12 protein-coding genes and 1 pseudogene are annotated in these 18,344 nt (G+C 57.0%); 9 read left to right on the top strand and 4 right to left on the bottom strand.

Going from position 1 to position 18,344, the window contains the following annotated elements; genetic code table 11:
* Positions 1–175: 175 nt before the first annotated feature.
* Positions 176–1,414, bottom strand: coding sequence for an IS1380 family transposase (locus BLJ79_RS22035; RefSeq protein ID WP_071216966.1), 1,239 nt, complete (start codon positions 1,412–1,414; stop codon positions 176–178).
* Positions 1,415–1,832: 418 nt separating this feature from the next.
* Positions 1,833–4,004, bottom strand: coding sequence for a glycosyltransferase (locus BLJ79_RS22685; RefSeq protein WP_139195022.1), 2,172 nt, complete (start codon positions 4,002–4,004; stop codon positions 1,833–1,835).
* Positions 4,005–4,980: 976 nt separating this feature from the next.
* On the opposite strand from BLJ79_RS22685, the gene BLJ79_RS22025 reads away from it, so the two are divergent.
* From BLJ79_RS22025 to wecB, 5 genes are all read left to right on the top strand, one after another.
* Positions 4,981–6,684, top strand: coding sequence for a glycosyltransferase family protein (locus tag BLJ79_RS22025; RefSeq protein ID WP_353615497.1), 1,704 nt, complete (start codon positions 4,981–4,983; stop codon positions 6,682–6,684).
* A 144-nt stretch (positions 6,685–6,828) separates the two neighbouring features.
* Positions 6,829–8,028 carry a glycosyltransferase family 4 protein gene (locus BLJ79_RS22020; protein ID WP_175475572.1) on the top strand — a complete coding sequence of 400 codons (1,200 nt, stop codon included), beginning with the start codon at positions 6,829–6,831 and terminating at the stop codon, positions 8,026–8,028.
* Positions 8,009–9,817 (top strand): glycosyltransferase family 4 protein, encoded by a 1,809-nt coding sequence (locus tag BLJ79_RS22015; protein WP_217641958.1) that lies wholly within the window; start codon positions 8,009–8,011, stop codon positions 9,815–9,817. The genes BLJ79_RS22020 and BLJ79_RS22015 overlap by 20 nt, the downstream gene beginning before the upstream one ends.
* Positions 9,818–9,936: 119 nt before the next feature.
* Positions 9,937–11,169, top strand: coding sequence for a UDP-N-acetyl-D-mannosamine dehydrogenase (gene wecC, locus BLJ79_RS22010; protein WP_071216961.1), 1,233 nt, complete (start codon positions 9,937–9,939; stop codon positions 11,167–11,169).
* Between the two features lie 54 nt (positions 11,170–11,223).
* Positions 11,224–12,408: a non-hydrolyzing UDP-N-acetylglucosamine 2-epimerase gene (gene wecB / locus BLJ79_RS22005; protein WP_071216960.1), complete on the top strand. Its 1,185-nt coding sequence runs from the start codon at positions 11,224–11,226 to the stop codon at positions 12,406–12,408.
* A gap of 131 nt (positions 12,409–12,539) precedes the next feature.
* Here wecB and BLJ79_RS22000 read toward each other — a convergent pair whose 3' ends face one another.
* Both BLJ79_RS22000 and BLJ79_RS21995 read right to left on the bottom strand, forming a co-directional pair.
* Positions 12,540–13,229, bottom strand: a complete 690-nt coding sequence (locus BLJ79_RS22000) for a response regulator (RefSeq protein WP_083411556.1) — start codon at positions 13,227–13,229, stop codon at positions 12,540–12,542.
* A gap of 5 nt (positions 13,230–13,234) precedes the next feature.
* Positions 13,235–14,422 (bottom strand): sensor histidine kinase, encoded by a 1,188-nt coding sequence (locus BLJ79_RS21995; protein ID WP_071216958.1) that lies wholly within the window; start codon positions 14,420–14,422, stop codon positions 13,235–13,237.
* Between the two features lie 170 nt (positions 14,423–14,592).
* On the opposite strand from BLJ79_RS21995, the gene BLJ79_RS21990 reads away from it, so the two are divergent.
* The 4 genes and pseudogenes from BLJ79_RS21990 to BLJ79_RS23180 all read left to right on the top strand — a co-directional run.
* Complete coding sequence (locus BLJ79_RS21990) at positions 14,593–15,651, top strand: 3-isopropylmalate dehydrogenase (protein WP_071216957.1); 1,059 nt, start codon at positions 14,593–14,595, stop codon at positions 15,649–15,651.
* A 99-nt stretch (positions 15,652–15,750) separates the two neighbouring features.
* Positions 15,751–16,845, top strand: coding sequence for a branched-chain amino acid aminotransferase (locus tag BLJ79_RS21985; protein ID WP_071216956.1), 1,095 nt, complete (start codon positions 15,751–15,753; stop codon positions 16,843–16,845).
* 95 nt (positions 16,846–16,940) lie between these two features.
* Positions 16,941–18,065: a UDP-glucose 4-epimerase GalE gene (galE, locus tag BLJ79_RS21980; RefSeq protein ID WP_083411555.1), complete on the top strand. Its 1,125-nt coding sequence runs from the start codon at positions 16,941–16,943 to the stop codon at positions 18,063–18,065.
* A gap of 104 nt (positions 18,066–18,169) precedes the next feature.
* Positions 18,170–18,344, top strand: a pseudogene (locus BLJ79_RS23180) (IS1380 family transposase); the annotation flags it as partial.

Below are 18,344 nucleotides of genomic sequence, written 5' to 3'. Positions count from 1 at the left end.
CCCAGCCATTTCATAAGGTGATGGCAAGCCGCTGATTTCGTATTTTGGTTCGTGGTTGGCGGTTTTGCTGTTTAGGGGCACGCCGATGGTTGCCGTGTCGCCGGTATGGGGCGTCGGGTTCCACGTGYCCGAGCTGGGCTTCTTCCTGGTCGTTTGGATGGGTTGGTTCACCGGTTCAGGTGATCAGGATGCTGTCCTTGAAGCGTTGCTGCAGGTGCTTGAAGCGTTCGTAGAGCTCCAGGAGGAGCTTGGCCTCGGGTGCCTTGCGGGATAGCAAGAGTTTGGTTTGTCGGCCGCCGTGGACGATTTTCCCCGCCATGGAAAACAATCGGTAGCGCCAGCGTTTCATGTCCCAGCGCCCGGCCGCATGCCCCGTGGGGAGCACCGCGAGCTGAAGCCAGCTGACCAGGTTCATGGCAAACATGGCAAGGTTCGCCCACGCTGTATTGGCAGCGTAGGAGTGATAAGGCAGCTTACCGAGTCCGGTGTTCTTGAGGGTCTTGATCCTGTTCTCGCACCGGCCACGGGCACGGTGCCGGGCGTCAAGAAAAGCAACGTTGTACCGGGGTGCATTGGTGAGGAATGCGGTGACCCGGTTCCCGTCGGTGTCGAACAAGCTGGCGTTGGCTCCAGGATGCAAGGGTTCGGCCCGCAGGTGGAGGCGGGTGCCGGGAGGGTAATTCTTTAGCGCAATCACCTTGCTGGCATCGATCACCCACGCGTTATGACGCTGCTCGCCCTGCTGGTCGGTCGCCGGCTCCCAATACTTTTTCTCATTGATCCACCCGATCAGCCGCTCGTTGGCCACCGGCAACGCAAAGGACGTGGAGAACTGGAGGCCCAAGGAGTGCAGGTGGTGCAGGAACTCGCGGGAGGCCCCGGCGCTGTCGGTGCGGATCAGGATCCTTTCACCGATCAGTTCACCGTGCTCGTCATGGAACTCATCCGGTAGTTGGGCCAAGGCTTGGGACAGGACTTCGATATGGTCTTTCGCGCTGTTGGCACCCTTGTTTCCCGGGCGCATCAAGATCGCGAGGACCTCACCGGTTCCGTTCCCGGCGCCGTAATCGGCCATGGCAATCAACGGGGAAAAGCCATACCCACCCTTGTAGGTTGCTGCAGCATTTTCCTTCTCCGAGTGGACGTGAACCAGGGACGCATCGATGTCGATGATGAGGGGATCTTCCGCGGTGGCCCGGCGTGCCGGACTCCGCTTGCCGGCAGCCTCCCACACCTTTCCGGGTCGGTGCCCGGCCAGGGCGGGAACAAACTGGGAAAAGCGGTCCTCACATAGCTTCCGGAAGCCCAAGGCGTTGAGGAAGCCGGCCAGCATTCCCAGCCCTGCGTGGGACACCAGTGCCTGGGCAGTCAGGGATGCCGGAATGACAGGGAAAACTGCGGTAGAATTGAGCACTGAAAAGGTGACCCTTTCAACTGGTGGATATGAGGCTTAGACACTTCCATTTTCCCAGTTCAGGTCACCTTTTCCTCGTTAAAGACGGTTAATGACTTCCTACCTCATGAAACCGCTGGGCTAGTGTCGTGGGTGAAAGCCCAGCTCACCGGACGTGGCCGAAAGCGCTATTGCAACCACCCGCAACCGCTACCGGAACGCCCCACACCTGCTATCAAAAGCCTCGTCTATAYGGCTGTCGCTACGGTCGGACGAAATTTCTCCGTGGACAGCGGCAGCAGACTCCAATCTCGGCGTCCTGGCGTTCATATTGGCGAGAGGCACAGGGCAATATCCACCGCGGGTGCATGAACTTATGTATCGGCCCCATAGTCGCCAGGTTCCCAGCTACGCGGGCACCTGGCGACGTAGTTTTAGACTACTTCAAGGGTTTTGGAGCTGCATCCGCTAGCTCTTCATAAGTATCGGAAATTATCGTTCCTAGCTGCGACCAGTCGCGATTTTCCACAACCCACTTGCGAGCCTGAGATCCCAAACGAAGCATTAATTCGTGATTCTCGAGTAGCTGCTCGATGGATTCGGTCAAACTTAGCGCGCTTCCTTTTACATGCAAGAGGCCATTGATTCCCGGCGTAACAATTTCTTTCAGAGCAGCTACGTCGGAGGCGATCACTGCTTTGCCCATGGCCATGGCTTCAAAGGGCTTTAGGGGGGAGACCATTTCGCAGACTGGAAGGGGAAGCCGCGGGAACGGCGCGATGTCGATCAAGGAGTAATAGCGCTCAACATCTTCATGAGGCACCCTGCCCGTGAAAGTAATCACATCTGCTAGCGAGTTCTGCGAGGTGAAGCTCTTGAAGCGCTCAAGTTCGGCACCATCGCCAACAATCAGAACGTGAAAGTCGGTTCGGCGAAGTTTGAGAGCCGCCGCTGATTCAAGAAGCAGTTCGATGCCTTCGTAATCAAGAATCGAACCTACATATCCGATCACGGTCTTACCAATTATTCCAAGCTCTGCTGCGAGTTCCATGTCTTTGGCGATCGGAGTGAATCGCGAAGTGTCCACTCCGTTGGGAATAATCTTGATTTTGTCCGCCTCAACTCCCCGGTTGATCATTTCATCCCGCAGTGCGTTGGTTATAGTAAATACCCGGGTAGCCCCCTTAGCCGCATCAGCTTCCATCCGCGCTATGAATTTGTACATGTTGCTACCGGCCCATTCTGGGTTTCTGGAACCTCGGGTTACTTCCCATAAACCGCGGACCTCGTATACGGAAGGAATGCCGAGGCGCCTTGCGGCGGTTACGGCAGTCAGTCCGTTCCAGTGGTTGGAAGCTGCATGAATTATTCTAGGCTGTTCGGAAAGGGCAAGCTTCTCGAGAGATCTAGAGTAGCGTTGAACGTAAGAATGAATAGGATTCTTCCTTTCAATCTCCGTCCCAGCAAGTAATCTTCGATACTTTACTCCATCGACAATATCGAAAGTCGGTACGGAATCTAGTTCTGAATTACCAGGCATGTCGAATGGATAACCCAAACGTGTTACACCATCAACGGTCCAGTCACCTTCGTTTAGAGACTTAAGCAGACCGTGGGTTCGAGTCGCATAGCCTGCAGAGTTAAATGGCAAACTGTTGTGCAGCAGATAGAAAACTTTTTTATCAGCGATCTCGTACGCGGGACGCTGATCATTTTTTGGAAACGGAAAACCGCGCTTGCCCAGCGCATAGTTCGAGAAGCGTTCCTCTTTGGTGACAATTAGTTGACTCTTTGCCCATGAATCTGTTGGCTTAACCTTTAGGTAAGCTTTCAAATATTTCTGGGCGATTTTTGGCTTGTTTGCGTTTCTGGATCGACGGATTGCCCGTCGAAGTGATGCTACCGGGACCTGATCGGCTTCCAAGTGAGACAGCGCCTTTATCGCGTTGCCCGAGCGACCCCGTGCGAGGTTGACTAGGCATGAAACCAACTGCAGTTCTGCTGGCTCTAGTTTCTCGGAAATAGGCAGGTGAGATGCGAGTGTTTCAGAAGGATTTAGTGAGAAGTACTCATTCTGCTCGATTGCCGCACGAGTAACCGGGTCGGGACTGATTCGAAGTACTTCGATGGCATCTTTGACGGAGTGTGGAATTGCAAAGTCTAGAGCTGATCGATGATGTTTGCTGCTCTTTTTCAGGCCCACGGACAAGTTGGAAAGCGCAATGGTAAGGTAACTGCGGTCGAGATCACGCTTGTAAACGACTTCTACGTACATCTCCAGTACTTCGGGGTTCGCGGGATCTAATTCAAGCGCTAGCCCCAAAATCTCGAATGCAGCATCAGACCGGTTCTGCGAAATCAGGAATTGCGCGAAGGAAAACAGCGCATTCACAGATCCGGGGCTTAACTCAATAGCTTTACGGTAATTAATTACCGCTTCGGTAAGGCGTCCCTCTTTTGTCGAAATCCTGGCCGCGGAAATCAAGGAATTCACTTCGGTCTTATTGGCTTTTTCAAAAACGTCCGTTTTTCTTGCTGCCTGTGAGACTTGATTGACCATGCGACTCAACTTCAACTTGAGACGTTCATTACTAGTTGGCTTGGTAGGCACGCGATAGATCCTTACTTACTTAAGAAGTGTTGCAACAAGTGTCTGAGTGGGCAAATATATCGATTTGCTGCGGTTGCGTGTCTCGCAATTACAGGGCCCGACTGATCCAAGGGTACGTGGGACCTCAACAATTCTGCCAGATGGCTGCGCGGTCCATCTAATTCGGTAATTGCATGCTGCCGATTCACGCACGTTATCAAGTATCTTCATGAAAAGTGGCACAGAATGAATGCTTGGGTTAACTCTGGGGACGTCCTGGGGAAACTTCCGACGCATCGCGGATGACTTGTACGACCATCGAAACCAGCACAGAGCAAGAATGGCATTCGATCTGCATTCCCCTACGTTTAGACTTTCTAAAGGGTGCGCGATCGTCCTTGAAGTCCCCAACAACATCGACTTGGACAAACGCTGACCGAACGAACTGTCGCTATCAACGGATCGTGGAGGCGCTCTGACTAGGCGCATCGGATTGGTTCACCTGACGGCGTCCAGTCCTGGAACACCTCCCCTTGACTTCTCAGAGGGTGGAGTCCTCAAAGCGATTGAAGGAGTCGGATCCGCGCAACTCCGGACGAGGCATTACGGAAGGTGGCTAGAAGCCGTGCGACGGACGCCTGCGCGCTTGTGGATCCAGGTCCCACGATACGCAGACGGTGACGGCCGCCGGCCGGTATGGCGAGAGGCGGATCTATTACACTTATGATGTCCGTCTTGTTCGACCACTCGAGCCAGTGTCCATCTCAGACAGTATTAGGAATCAATCATCAAGAATTTGCGGGTAGCATTCTGGCACTTCAGGCAAGGTGGGCTGAATCAGCTGCTCCGTTGGAGACGTCGGCAATCCGTTGTGGCCCACAATGGTACGAACAACATCATGGGACGCAGGGTCCGCTCAACGTTGAATGGCCAGATGATGTTGGACTTTCCAGCATTTCAAGTATATCGGAAGTGTGCCCCTCCGGAGAAGCTTCGCGTGGCGACAATCTTGGATGACTTCTCGGCGCAGGCGTGGGGGTACGAGTGGGAGTGCATCGCTGTCAAGCCAGACACTTGGCTGGAGGAACTGACCACGAAACCTGTTTCTCTCCTTTTCGTTGAGTCCGCTTGGGCCGGAAACGGCAAGGCCTGGTCGTATCACTTGACTGGAACTTCGGCGCCCCGACCGGCCATCATCGAACTGGTGCAGTGGTGCAAGTCGCAACAAATCCCGACCGTGTTCTGGAACAAAGAAGATCCACCACACTACGAGGACTTTTTGGCGACGGCCCGGTTGTTTGACACGGTGCTGACATCGGATTCGACACAGATTGAACGGTACAGATCGGATCTGGGCCACGAGAATGTCGAGGCCTTGAGCTTTGCCGCCCAGCCGGTGGTCCACAACCCCATCCGGCCACAGCGAGGATTCCAAGCCCGCGACGTGGCATTTGCCGGGATGTATTTTTCCCATAAATTTCCCGAACGCCGCGAGCAAATGGAAATGTTGCTCTCGGGTGCGCTGGATGTAGCGGGGAGCATGGAATATGGCTTGGAGATCTTTTCGCGACAGCTTGGAGGGGACGCGAACTACCAATTTCCGGCTCCGTTCAACGAACACGTGGTCGGGAGCCTCCCGTATGAAAAAATGCTCACTGCGTACAAGGCTTACAAGGTATTCCTCAATGTGAATTCCGTGGTTGATTCCCCGAGTATGTGTGCCAGGAGAATCTTCGAAATCACTGCATCCGGAACTCCTGTGGTGACGGCACCGAGTCGGGCCATTGCCGAGTTCTTTGACAAGTCGGAAGTCCTCGAAGTCGGTACGCGCGAAGAAGCAGCGGGCATGATCCGCTCACTGGTACGCAGCAAGGAACTGCGCGATCGTACTGTGCACCTGGGCCAGCGCAAGATCTGGCAGGAACACACGTATGCTCATCGTGCGGAGCAGGTACTCAGGGCTTCGGGACTTCGCGTCGAGACGCCCCACCCCTCGTCAATGACCCAACAACCCATGGTTTCGGCACTTGTATCGACCATCCGACCACAGCAGATCGACCACATCCTTGCCACGGTCGGCAAACAAGTCAACGTAAATACCGAACTGGTGCTCTTGACCCACGGATTCGAATTGGACGAACGTGTCATTCGGGCGAGGGCACGTGATCTTGGAATTGAAAGTCTTGTCCTTCTGCACGAGCCGCGGACAACCACGCTTGGTGCATGTCTCAATCTGGCAGCGGAGGCCGCTTCGGGGTTCTATGTCACAAAGATGGACGACGACGATCTGTACGGCGCCAGCTATCTGCAGGACCAGGCGGCAGCACACCGCTACAGCGGGGCAAGCGTTGTGGGTAAGCAAGCACATTACATGTACTTGGAAGGACGCAATACAACACTGCTGCGGTTCGAGGAACGAGAGCACCGATTCACGGATCTGGTCATGGGCCCGACGATCTTCACTACCCGCGAAATGATGCACGAGGTTCCGTTCCTCGAGCTCGGAAGGGGAGAGGACACCAACTTCCTCAGGGGCGTCCTGGGAGCTGGAGGGACGGTATATTCAGCTGACCGCTTCAACTTCGTCCAAATGCGCGGGGCACAGGGAGGAGGACACACATGGTCCGTTGAAGAGACCGATTTGCTGGCGACCGGTGTGGTGTCATCATTCGGACTGAACGAGCCACACATCATGTTCTGATTGCACATACACTTCCGGCCCGAACATTGCCCATATGGTCTCGGTGCGGCCTGTGATTGATGTCGATGCAACGTGACGTAGGATTTATGAATCAATTGTGGAGCTGGCGCTCCCGGAGATAGGCGGTACATGTCAGTGGGGGTCGTGCGCGTACTGTTGCTGACACATTCCTATTCTCCGGAAGTTTCGCCGCCGCAGCGACGTTGGGACTCTTTCGTCTACGTCATGCGTGAAGCCGGATGGAAAGTGCAAGTCGTAACACCACGGGTTGCATCGCGAACCGGCACCATAGAGCCGAATCGACGGATCGGTCGGGCAGAAGTTGGGGCACACGGCGAGATCATTCGTAGCTATGCCTCCCTGAGGAAACCCCGGACGATTTTGGGCAAGCTTATAAAGAATGCCCTGGATGGCGCCTTAATGCTCCCACGAGCCTTGCTGCAAGCACGACCAAGCGTGGTGATAGCAACCGTTCCTGCGTTGCCGACCATGTTTGTCGGGTTCATCGTAGCGACAATCTTCCGGAGACCCCTGCTTCTGGAAATGCGGGACGCATGGCCGGACCTTATCTCAGATTCACGAATTCTCCGCTGGAAGTGGCTGACGCGACTGGCACATTGGAGCGTACGATCCATTCAGCGCCGGGCAACGGTGGTGGTCACCGTGACTGATGGTTTTGCGAAGATCTTGAGTCGAGAAGGCGTTTCGGCCGTACGAACGATTCACAATGGGATTAGCACCAGAAACTTCGAAGTGCTCCCCGCGCCGCCACTAAGAACCGACGCGAAGCTTCATGTGCTCTATCTGGGGAATCTGGGGGAGAGCCAAAGCCTGGAATCGGTGATCTTGGCATCCACGATGGTGTCCGATGAAATCCAAGTTCGTATCGTCGGGGCAGGGACCGCCAGCGAGCGGTTGAAACGCTATGCAGATAGCATCGATGCAAAAATAGATTTCCAGCCTCCGGCTCGGGGCGAAGATCTGCGTTCGCACTATCAATGGGCGGACACGTGTGTGGTGAGCCTGCGTGACGACTGGGCTAGTTTCAATCACACGGTACCTTCAAAGATCTACGAACTACTGTCGCTCAGTCGACATATCACCGGAATTGTCACCGGTGAAGCCGCGCGAATCATCAACGACGCGTCGGCGGGCGACATCGTGGATCACAATCCGAATCACATAGCGGACTTGTGGCAGCAGCTATACCTCGACAGACAAAGAGTCGATGTTGGCTCGACAGGTCGAGACTGGGTGTTCGAGAAGGCCTCGTTGGAGAAGCTTGGCCAGAAGTACGTGGAGCTGATCAGTGGCATAAAAGGACGTGAACGAGACCGTGGCTGAGACACACACACCTGAGCCTGAGGGTGACACCAAACGGTTATTGAGAAACGTGCTGACGATCGGCAAGATCGTCAGAGACAATATCCGTGATGACCCGACGTTCTTTATACTTCAGGCCTCGAGGAGGCTGGAGTCGCGCTCCTTGGCCAGGGTAGGAAGCACCGTCAATGGTCTTCTCCCCAAACGCGCCGTTGTCCTCAACGCCTTCACCCTCATGCTGTCCGGCAACACAACATCCCTCGGGGAATACCTCCGGAGCCTGCCCCCCAAGCAGCTCTCTGATCGAAAACTGGCTCGCTTGGGCGATATGGCCGTCGCCATACAAGATTCAGACAGCGCGGCTCACCTGCTGGAGCACCGGCAAACCACGAATATCGCTTTGAGCCGTTCGCAAGCACGTCACTCGTGGTACCTGGGAAATATGCAAGAAGCCGTAGAACTGTTGGAAACCGTCGTGTCCGACACCAACAGGCAACTTCGCCATTACCGAAGTGAATTGGATGTCTTCCAAGGACGAATGCCAATCCTCAACCATGGGGAGTCAATCCGCAAACACACAGACGGATCGATTCAACCCACGGCACTCCATTTTCTGACAAACTCATTGCCGCATACGGGCAGCGGCTATGCCCAGCGCTCGCATTCGATCATGACTTCCCTCGGGGATCAAGGATGGCACCTCGAGGTGCTGACGCGCGCCGGATATCCACTTTCCGTCGGGAAGTTCCGTGCCAGGGCGGTGGATGTCATTGACGGGGTTGCTTATCGTCGTGTAACGCCCCGGAAATACCAATCCGATATGGGAGCCAAGCTTCAGCAACAAGCCGGTGCGCTGGCGGAAGCCGTACGAAGATTGAATCCCGGAGTGCTTCACACCACAACCGACTTCACCAATGGGTTGGCCGTCATGACAGTTGCTGAGGCATTCAATATCCCCTGGGTCTATGAGGTTCGCGGCCAGCTGGCGGACACATGGGCGTCAACCCGGCCAGAAAGCGCAAAGACCTCGCAGCGCTACAAATTGTTCAAGGAACGCGAGGCATTCGTGGCGGCGCATGCGACCCACGTCCTGACCTTGGGGGAAGCCATGAAAGCTGAGCTCATTGAGCAAGGCATTCCCGACGAAAAGATTTCGATCGCTCCAAACGCCATTGGCGACGATTACCTGGAAGAACCGATTCCGCGTTCCCAGGCCAGAGGCATGCTGGGGTTGTCGTTGGCACACCAGTACATCGGAACCGTCAGCAGCCTCGTTGCCTACGAAGGGCTGGACCYCCTGCTTGAAGCAGCAGCTCAGCTCATTCCTGCCAACCCTGCCCTTCGCGTCTTAATAGTCGGCAGTGGTGTCGAAGCTAACAATCTTCAGGAACTGAGCCGGAAACTTGGTATTTCCGAGTACTGCGTTTTCCCCGGACGTGTTCCGCGGGGTGAAGCTCGTACCTACCATTGCGCCTTGGACATCTTTGTGGTTCCCCGAAGGAATCTATCGGTCACCCGGGCTGTCACTCCATTGAAACCCGTTGAGGCGTTGGTATGTGAAGTCCCCGTGGTCGCGGCGGACTTGCCTGCTTTGCGGGAGTTGGTTGTGGATGGAGAAACGGGAGTGTTGGTTGCTCCCGACGACCCGCACCTGCTGGCGGAGGCGCTCGAGATGCTGCTAGGGGATTCTTCGAAAAGAGCTTCTATGGGGGCTGCCGGGCGACGGCAAATGCTGGCCGAGCGGACGTGGGCGGCAAACGCGCGAAAGTTGTCCGAGACATACAAACTTCTTGCCGACAAACTGCAATGAATGGATGAATGCAGTATTCTAAACGAGGCTACGAATCGTAGCCTTCTGAACTTTCGTGCCTCTGGCGGGTTATCTTCCACGCCTCGGCGCACCCATTCGAACCAAGGGGAAACGTCATAGTGACGAGTATTAAAGAAGTTGCCGTAGTAGGACTTGGCTATATCGGTCTGCCGACCGCGGCGATCCTCGCCTCCAAGGGCATCATCGTCAAGGGTGTGGATGTCACCCCGCGCACTGTCGACGCCGTGAACCGCGGAGAAGTTCCGTTCGTTGAGCCGGCACTCGGTGACTTTGTCGCAGCTGCCGTGGCCAACGGTACGTTGAGTGCCAGCTTCGACACCCCGTCCGCCGACGCCTACATCGTGGCAGTGCCTACGCCCTTCAATGCAGACCACAGCGCCGACCTGTCCTACATCGAGGCAGCAGCCGACAAGATCGCCCCGCAGCTGCGCGGCAACGAGCTGGTCATCCTCGAATCGACGTCCCCTCCAGGTGCCACCCAGCACATGGCTGACCGCCTTCTGGCCGCCCGCCCGGATCTGGACTCCTCGACCCTGCAYATCGCACACTGCCCGGAGCGCGTTCTGCCGGGCCGCGTCATGGAGGAGCTGGTCACCAACGATCGCATCGTCGGCGGCATCACCCCCGAGGCTGCCCAGATGGCCAAGGACCTCTACAGCGTCTTCTGCGAGGCCGAAATCCTCGTGACCGATGCAACCACCGCCGAAATGGCCAAGCTGGTTGAAAACTCCTACCGCGACGTCAACATTGCCTTCGCCAACGAACTGTCGGTGATCTCCGACAAGGTCGGTATCAACGTGTGGGAGCTCATCGAGCTCGCCAACCACCACCCGCGCGTGAACATCCTTCAGCCGGGTCCCGGCGTCGGCGGACACTGCATCGCCGTCGATCCTTGGTTCATTGTTGCCGCGGCCCCCGAGGAATCCAAGCTCATTCGCCAGGCCCGCGAAACCAACGATGCCAAGCCGGCTTGGGTCGTCGACAAGGTCATCGTGTCCACCGAGACGCCCGGCTTCAACGGCAAGGTCGCAGTCCTGGGTCTCGCGTTCAAGGCCAACATCGATGACCTGCGCGAATCCCCGTCGATCGCCATCGCCCGCTCGCTGGCCGAAAAGGCCCCGGGCATCGAATTCCTGCTCGTGGAACCGCACATCGAGACCATGCCGAAGGCATTGCTTGGCCTCGAGAACGTCCGATTGGTTTCCACTGATGAAGGCCTTGAAAATGCCTCAACCGTTGTTGTGCTGGTCGACCATGACCAGTTCAAGACGGTTCCGGCCACCGCACTTGCAGGCAAGGACATCATCGATACCCGTGGACTTTGGCGCTAAGCTGTTGCCCGTACTCGCACCCACACCATCATTCGCCCCAACGGATAGGCAATCGTGAAGAAGATCATGCCGATTTACGGCACGCGGCCCGAAGCCATCAAAGTGGCGCCGATTGTCAAGGCTCTGAAGGATTCCGAGCTCTTTGACTGCGTGGTGACCGTTACCGGTCAGCACCGTGAAATGCTCGATCAGGTGAACGAGCTTTTTGACATCACCCCGGATTACGATCTTGATGTCATCCAGCCCCGCCAGACTCTCAACTCTTTGCTCACCAAGACCATCAACGGTCTGGATGAGATCTTCGAGAAGGAAAAGCCTGACGCTGTTGTCGTCCAGGGCGACACCACGACCTCGACTGCAGGTGCCATCGCGGCGTTCTATCGTGGCATCCCGGTGATCCATGCCGAGGCGGGTCTACGCAGCTACGACATCTTCTCTCCGTTCCCGGAGGAAGCAAACCGCAAGATGACCTCGCAGATCGCCAGCCTTCACTTGGCTCCCACCAGCTTGAGCCAACTGAACCTGATCAACGAGACCATCGATCCGAAAACCATCGCGGTTACCGGAAACACAGTCATCGATGCCTTGTTCGCCGTGGTTGAGAAGAACATCGCATTCAGCGACCCCAAGCTCGAGGCGCTTGTTGCCTCCGGGCGCAAGATCGTCCTGGTCACGACGCACCGTCGTGAGAACCAGGGAGAACCCATGCGCGGGATAGGACGTGCCTTGGCCCGCCTCTCGGCCATCGAGCCGGACGTCGAGTTCATCCTCCCGCTGCACCGCAACCCCGCCGTTCGTGAAGCCCTGCTTCCCGAAATCGAGGGCCGTGCAAACATCACCCTGACCGAGCCGCTCGCCTATGGTGAGTTCACCAGGCTCATCGCTGCGGCCAACATCGTGTTGACCGACTCCGGCGGAGTTCAGGAAGAAGCCCCGAGCTTGGCCAAGCCGGTGCTCGTGATGCGTGAAAACACTGAGCGTCCCGAGGCAGTGGTTGCAGGCACCGTGAAGCTGATCGGCACGGATGAAGAGAAGATCTTTGAATCCGTTGAGCTGCTTCTCAACGATGCCGCGGCCTACGAGCAGATGGCCTTGGCCTCTAACCCGTACGGTGATGGCAAAGCGGCGATCCGCACTGTCGCTGCCATTGCAGAGTTGTTGGGCGTTGGCACCCGGATGGAAGATTTTGATTCCAACCTGCCTTCCGAGGCGAGCTTGGTGAATGCGGCGAGCATTTAACTAGCAGAACCAGAAGGCCCTGGTCCACAACTTCGAGTTGTGAGCCAGGGCCTTCCTTCGTTCCACTAAGTCTTCTTTCCACACGTACTTATGGTGTTAACCAAAATCGATCATCGAATTGATTTGCCGAACTACGGGGATACAATCCCGGTTTCATAAGCGATCACAACGGCCTGTACGCGGTCCCGGGCACTCAATTTAGCCAAGATATGCCCCACATGTGTTTTGACTGTTGCCTCCGACAAGAACAGCTCGGCCGCAATCTCTGGATTGGATTTGCCGTTGGCTATGAGCCCAAAGACCTCGCGTTCACGTGGGGTCAATGACTCCACGGCCTTGACGTGCGCGCTGTCCGGGAGCGTCGAGCGTCGCAGCATGGGAGCCACATGGTCTAGGAGTCTGCGTGTCGTTGAGGGTGCAATGACAGCATCTCCGCGGAAGACCGTGCGAATCGACTCGAGGAGTTCTTCCGGAGGTGCGTCCTTGAGCAGGAATCCGCTGGCTCCGGCCTGGATTGCGGAGAGTGCGTACTCGTCCAGGTCAAAGGTAGTCAGCACAATGACCTTCGGGCCTGGGGCACCCTTGGCCTGTTTTGCAAGCAAGTACTCCGTTGTCTCTATACCGTTCATCTCTGGCATGCGCACGTCCATGAGAATGACATCGGCGCCGGCTAGGGCTGGCGAACCGATGGCCTCACGACCGTTAGAGGCCTCGGCAACGACTTCCAGGTCGAATTGGGAATTGATCAGCATTCGGAAGCCACTTCGAACCAATAGCTGGTCATCGACGAGTGCAACTCGTATGGGGTTTTCTTTGGGCAAGGTTTCTAGTCCTCGGTGTAGGGGATGAATACGTCAACGTGGAACCCGCCGCCGGCCTTTGGTTCGGCCTGCACACGGCCATCGTAGAGGGCGACCCGTTCGGCCATGCCAAGCAGTCCCTGTCCGGCGTCCGATGTGCTGAGGGCTCCGGCTCCACGGCCGTTGTCAGAAATAAACAGATGCAACCCTTTGCTGTTCCAGACGACGCTAACGCTTGCCGTGGTCGAAGGTCCAGCATGTTTCAACACATTGGTCAGCGCCTCCTGCAGCGCCCTGTACACAGTGAGCTCTGCACCTGCAGGCAGCGCACGCCGGGAGGTTCCTTCTTGCGTGTACCTAATCTCGAGACCGCTCTTGCGTGTGGTTTCCAGTAGCTCGGGAACATCCGCGAGTGTTGGGAGCGGCCTCGTTGAAGCTTCATCGCCGCCGCGCAGCACACCCAGCAGTCTGCGCATCTCTTGTAGGGAGCTTCGTCCGGTCTGAGCGATCGTGGCAAGGGTTTCCCTGGCAATCTCCGGGTCGTGTTCACTCGCGTAACGTGCACCATCGGATTGGGTGATGATCACCGAAAGGGAGTGGGCAACAATGTCATGCATTTCCCGAGCTATGTGGTTGCGTTCGTCGGCGGCAGCCAACGCACGTTCCTGTTCCCGCTCGGTCTCGAGCCTTCGTGTGCGGTCCTCGAGTGTTTGCAAGGTAATTCGTCGTGTACGGGCCAAATCCCCAAACGTCCAGGCAACCAGAACCACGAGTCCTAGGCCAATGAAGTTCAGAATGATGCCTTCAAGCGAATTGCCCCCGGCCCAGACGCCTACCCGGACACTGGCCAACAGAGCTCCAACGAATCCCGCTGCCAGCCCGGCGAAGGATTCCCAACGCTTGCCGAAAGCCGCCAATGTATAGACCGTAATTGGCACCGCAATCTGGGAAGGCAACAGTTCGCTTGTGACCACGACCTGGATCAGATGCGCGATGACGATGATTCCGGCGGCCGGCGCGGGCCGCCTTCGCCGCCAGATGAGCGGAAGCGTCTGCATCGAACCCAAGACGAACATCGTCCAGCCGTTGCCTGAAACGCCAAGCATGATGCCGGCAAGGAATCCGAAGACGAGCCATATACTGAGGCCAAAGATGAGGTCGACCTTGTTTGGATTCTCGCGAATCCACTTGTCTATCGTGCGGTGTGGCGTCATCGGTTCCTGCGTTGGCAACTGGACGGGTTAGCTTCGTTCCCAAGCCTACGGGGCGAACTCAGGGGATGCCTCATGCCTCGGCATGAGATTTGACTCTGCCTAGCCAGGAACTGTTCATATTTTGAGACAGGTTGCTCACATAGTGATACAAGTCGATAAACTCATGTGTCATGAGTGAATCCTTGAATATTGCCGTCATTCCAGGTGATGGCATTGGTCCTGAAGTTATTGCCGAAGCCGTAAAGGTCTTGAAGAAGGCCACAGAGAGCACCGATGTGCATCTGGTGCTGACCGACTACAAACTCGGTGCCGAGCATTGGCTCGAAACGGGGGAGACCCTGCCCGAGGAAACCCTGGCAGCGCTGCGCACCCATGATGCGATCCTTTTTGGTGCCGTTGGTGCGGCGCCGGGGGATACCCGCATTCCTTCAGGCCTGATTGAGCGTGAACTGCTGCTCAAACTGCGCTTCAGCCTGGACCACTTTGTGAACCTGCGTCCGTCCAAGCTGTACCCCGGCGTTCCGAGCCCCTTGGCCGAACCCGGTGAAATCGACTTCATCGTTGTTCGCGAAGGAACCGAAGGTCCCTACGTAGGCAATGGTGGCGTACTCCGTGCCGGAACGCCCCATGAAATTGCCACAGAGGTGTCCATCAACACCGCGCACGGCGTGGAGCGCGTTGTACGCGACGCATTCCGCCGCGCCAATGAGCGCACGCGCAAGCACGTGACTTTGGTCCACAAGCACAACGTCCTGGTCTACGCCGGTCACTTGTGGCGCCGCACCGTCGAAGCGGTCGCGCAGGAATTCCCGAACGTCACCCACGATTACCTGCATGTGGATGCCGCAACTATCTTCATGACCACCAACCCCTCGCGTTTCGATGTCATTGTCACCGACAACCTCTTCGGTGACATCCTCACCGACCAGGCCGGCGCGATCACCGGTGGCATTGGCTTGGCCGCTTCGGGAAACATCAATATGGACCGCAACACACCGTCGATGTTTGAACCGGTGCATGGTTCGGCGCCGGACATCGCTGGCCAGCAGAAGGCCGACCCTACGGCGGCGATCCTTTCGGCAGCTCTCTTGCTTGACCATGTTGGCCTGTCGGAAGCCGCCCGGCGCGTGGAAGTAGCCGTTGAAAGCGACATTGCATCACGTGATGAAATGACCGACCCGCGCACCACGGCCGAGATTGGCGATGCAATCCTCGCTGCACTGGCTTAAGCTGGAGCGTAGGTTCACTTAGGAACCAATTCTTAGGGTGGCAAGCCCWTAWGGGCTTGCCACCGCAACACCCTGTCGAAGAGGAAGCCTGACGGCATCATGGAATTCACCGAAGTTCTCTCAACACACCGTAAAAGCGATCAGGAACGTGCCGATATCCTGGCCAACCCGGGTTTCGGGGATTTCTTTACCGATCACACCACTGTCATCGACTGGGCGGCCAACGAAGAAGGCAAGGACGGTACGTGGAGCAATGCACGCATTGAACCCTACGGTCCCATCGCCATGGACCCTGCGGCATCGGTCCTGCACTACGGCCAAGAGATCTTTGAAGGACTGAAGGCGTACCGTCACGCAGATGGAAGCGTCTGGACGTTCCGTCCGCATGCAAACGCCGCGCGACTCAACCGTTCGGCCGAACGGTTGGCGCTTCCCAAGCTGGATGAAGAAGTCTTCGTCGAGTCGTTGCGACGTCTGGTGAAGGCCGATATCCAGTGGGTCCCTTCGGGGGACGGTGAAGCACTGTACCTCCGCCCGTTCATGATCGCCACCGAAGCCTTCCTGGGTGTTCGTGCGGCTCGCCAGGTTTCCTACCGTGTCATCGCATCCCCTGCAGGAAACTACTTCGGCGGCGAATTGAAGCCGGTGGGCATCTGGGTATCCCACAACTACGCCCGTGCCGGTCGTGGCGGCACGGGAGCTGCCAAGTGCGGGGGCAACTACGCAGCTTCCCTGATTGCCCAGCTTGAAGCCGAAGAGAACGGTTGCAAGCAGGTGTTGTTCCTGGACCCATTCAATGACGAGGCAGTGGAAGAGCTGGGAGGCATGAACGTCTTCTTCGTTATGAAGGGCGGAAAGCTTGTCACGCCACGACTGACCGGAACGATCCTGGAAGGCGTCACGCGCTCCTCCATCATCCAGCTGGCCAAGGACCGCGGCCTTGAAGTTGAAGAACGCACGATCACCCTCGGAGAATGGCGCGAGGGAATTGCCAGTGGCGACATTGAGGAAGTCTTCGCCTGTGGCACCGCAGCCGTCATCACGCCGATCGGTGTGCTGAAGAACGGTGACGAGCACATCGGTGATCCCGATGCTCCCGCCGGCGCAGTGACGATGGCATTGCGCACCGAATTGCTTGGCATCCAGACCGGTTCCATCGAAGACCGCCATGGCTGGCTCGAACAGCTCGCGTAATTGCAAGACCTTTGAAAGGGTGGGATTCGAGTCGAATCCCACCCTTTCTGTCTATGTTGAGTAAACACAGTTCAAAGTTCCATAGAATGAGACCCATGCGCATTTTGGTCACCGGCGGCGCCGGCTACATCGGATCCCACACAGTGTTGCTTCTTCTGGAAGAGGGGCACGAGGTCCATGTCTACGACAACCTGAGCAACTCATCGCCCGAGGCATTGCGTCGTGTTGCGGAACTCACCGGCCACGACGCGCAGCTGCACATCGGCGACCTGCTGGACGAGCGCCGTCTTCGGGACGTTTTTGACGCGGCAAATCCCGAGGCGGTCATCCATTTTGCCGGACTCAAGGCGGTCGGGGAATCGGTGTCGAAGCCGCTGGTGTACTACCGCAACAACGTCACCGGCACCTTGAACCTGCTCGAAGCCATGGACGCCAACGATGTCCGGACACTGGTCTTCAGCTCCTCGGCCACCGTCTACGGCGACACAGTCGAGCTGCCGATCAGCGAATCCACCGCGCTTTCAGCAACCAATCCCTACGGACGAACCAAGCTTCACATCGAGTGCATGCTCGATGACCTTGCTGCCTCCGACCCACGGTGGTCCATTGCCAAGCTGCGCTACTTCAACCCGGTTGGCTCGCACGAATCGGGTCGGATCGGTGAGGACCCGCAGGGAATCCCGAACAACCTCATGCCATACATTGCCCAGGTTGCGGTGGGGATCAGGGAGAAGGTCAGCGTGTTCGGCGGAGACTACCCGACCCCCGACGGCACCGGCGTGCGCGACTACATCCACGTTGTGGACCTGGGCGCCGGCCACCTGGCAGCGCTGGAATACCTGCAGGATCACGGTGGCCTGCACGCGTGGAACCTGGGTACCGGCAACGGGTCCTCCGTGCTGGAGGTCATCCAGGCCTTTGCCCGGACCTCCGAGCGGAATATTCCGTACGAGATTGTCGACCGCCGTCCAGGGGACGTTGCCGCCAGCTACGCCGATCCGACGTTGGCCCGCGAGGAAATTGGCTGGAAGGCGGAACGTGGCCTCGAGCAAATGGTCGAGGACATGTGGCGGTGGCAATCCGGGAACCCCAACGGTTACCCGGAGGAAGCACCGGACGATCTCGACGAAGACGAAGTACAGGAAGACACTGTGGCCAAGTCGTCCAAAACGAAAAGCAATCCTGACGTCGATGACACCACTAACCCAGCGGTTTCATGAGGTAGGAAGTCATTAACCGTCTTTAACGAGGAAAAGGTGACCTGAACTGGGAAAATGGAAGTGTCTAAGCCTCATATCCACCAGTTGAAAGGGTCACCTTTTCAGTGCTCAATTCTACCGCAGTTTTCCCTGTCATTCCGGCATCCCTGACTGCCCAGGCACTGGTGTCCCACGCAGGGCTGGGAATGCTGGCCGGCTTCCTCAACGCCTTGGGCTTCCGGAAGCTATGTGAGGACCGCTTTTCCCAGTTTGTTCCCGCCCTGGCCGGGCACCGACCCG

It is taken from the genome of Arthrobacter sp. UCD-GKA, assembly GCF_001863355.1.
Taxonomy (GTDB): domain Bacteria; phylum Actinomycetota; class Actinomycetes; order Actinomycetales; family Micrococcaceae; genus Paeniglutamicibacter.
The sequence above is the reverse complement of the archived record's forward strand: the minus strand, read 5'-3'. Positions and strand labels throughout refer to the sequence as shown.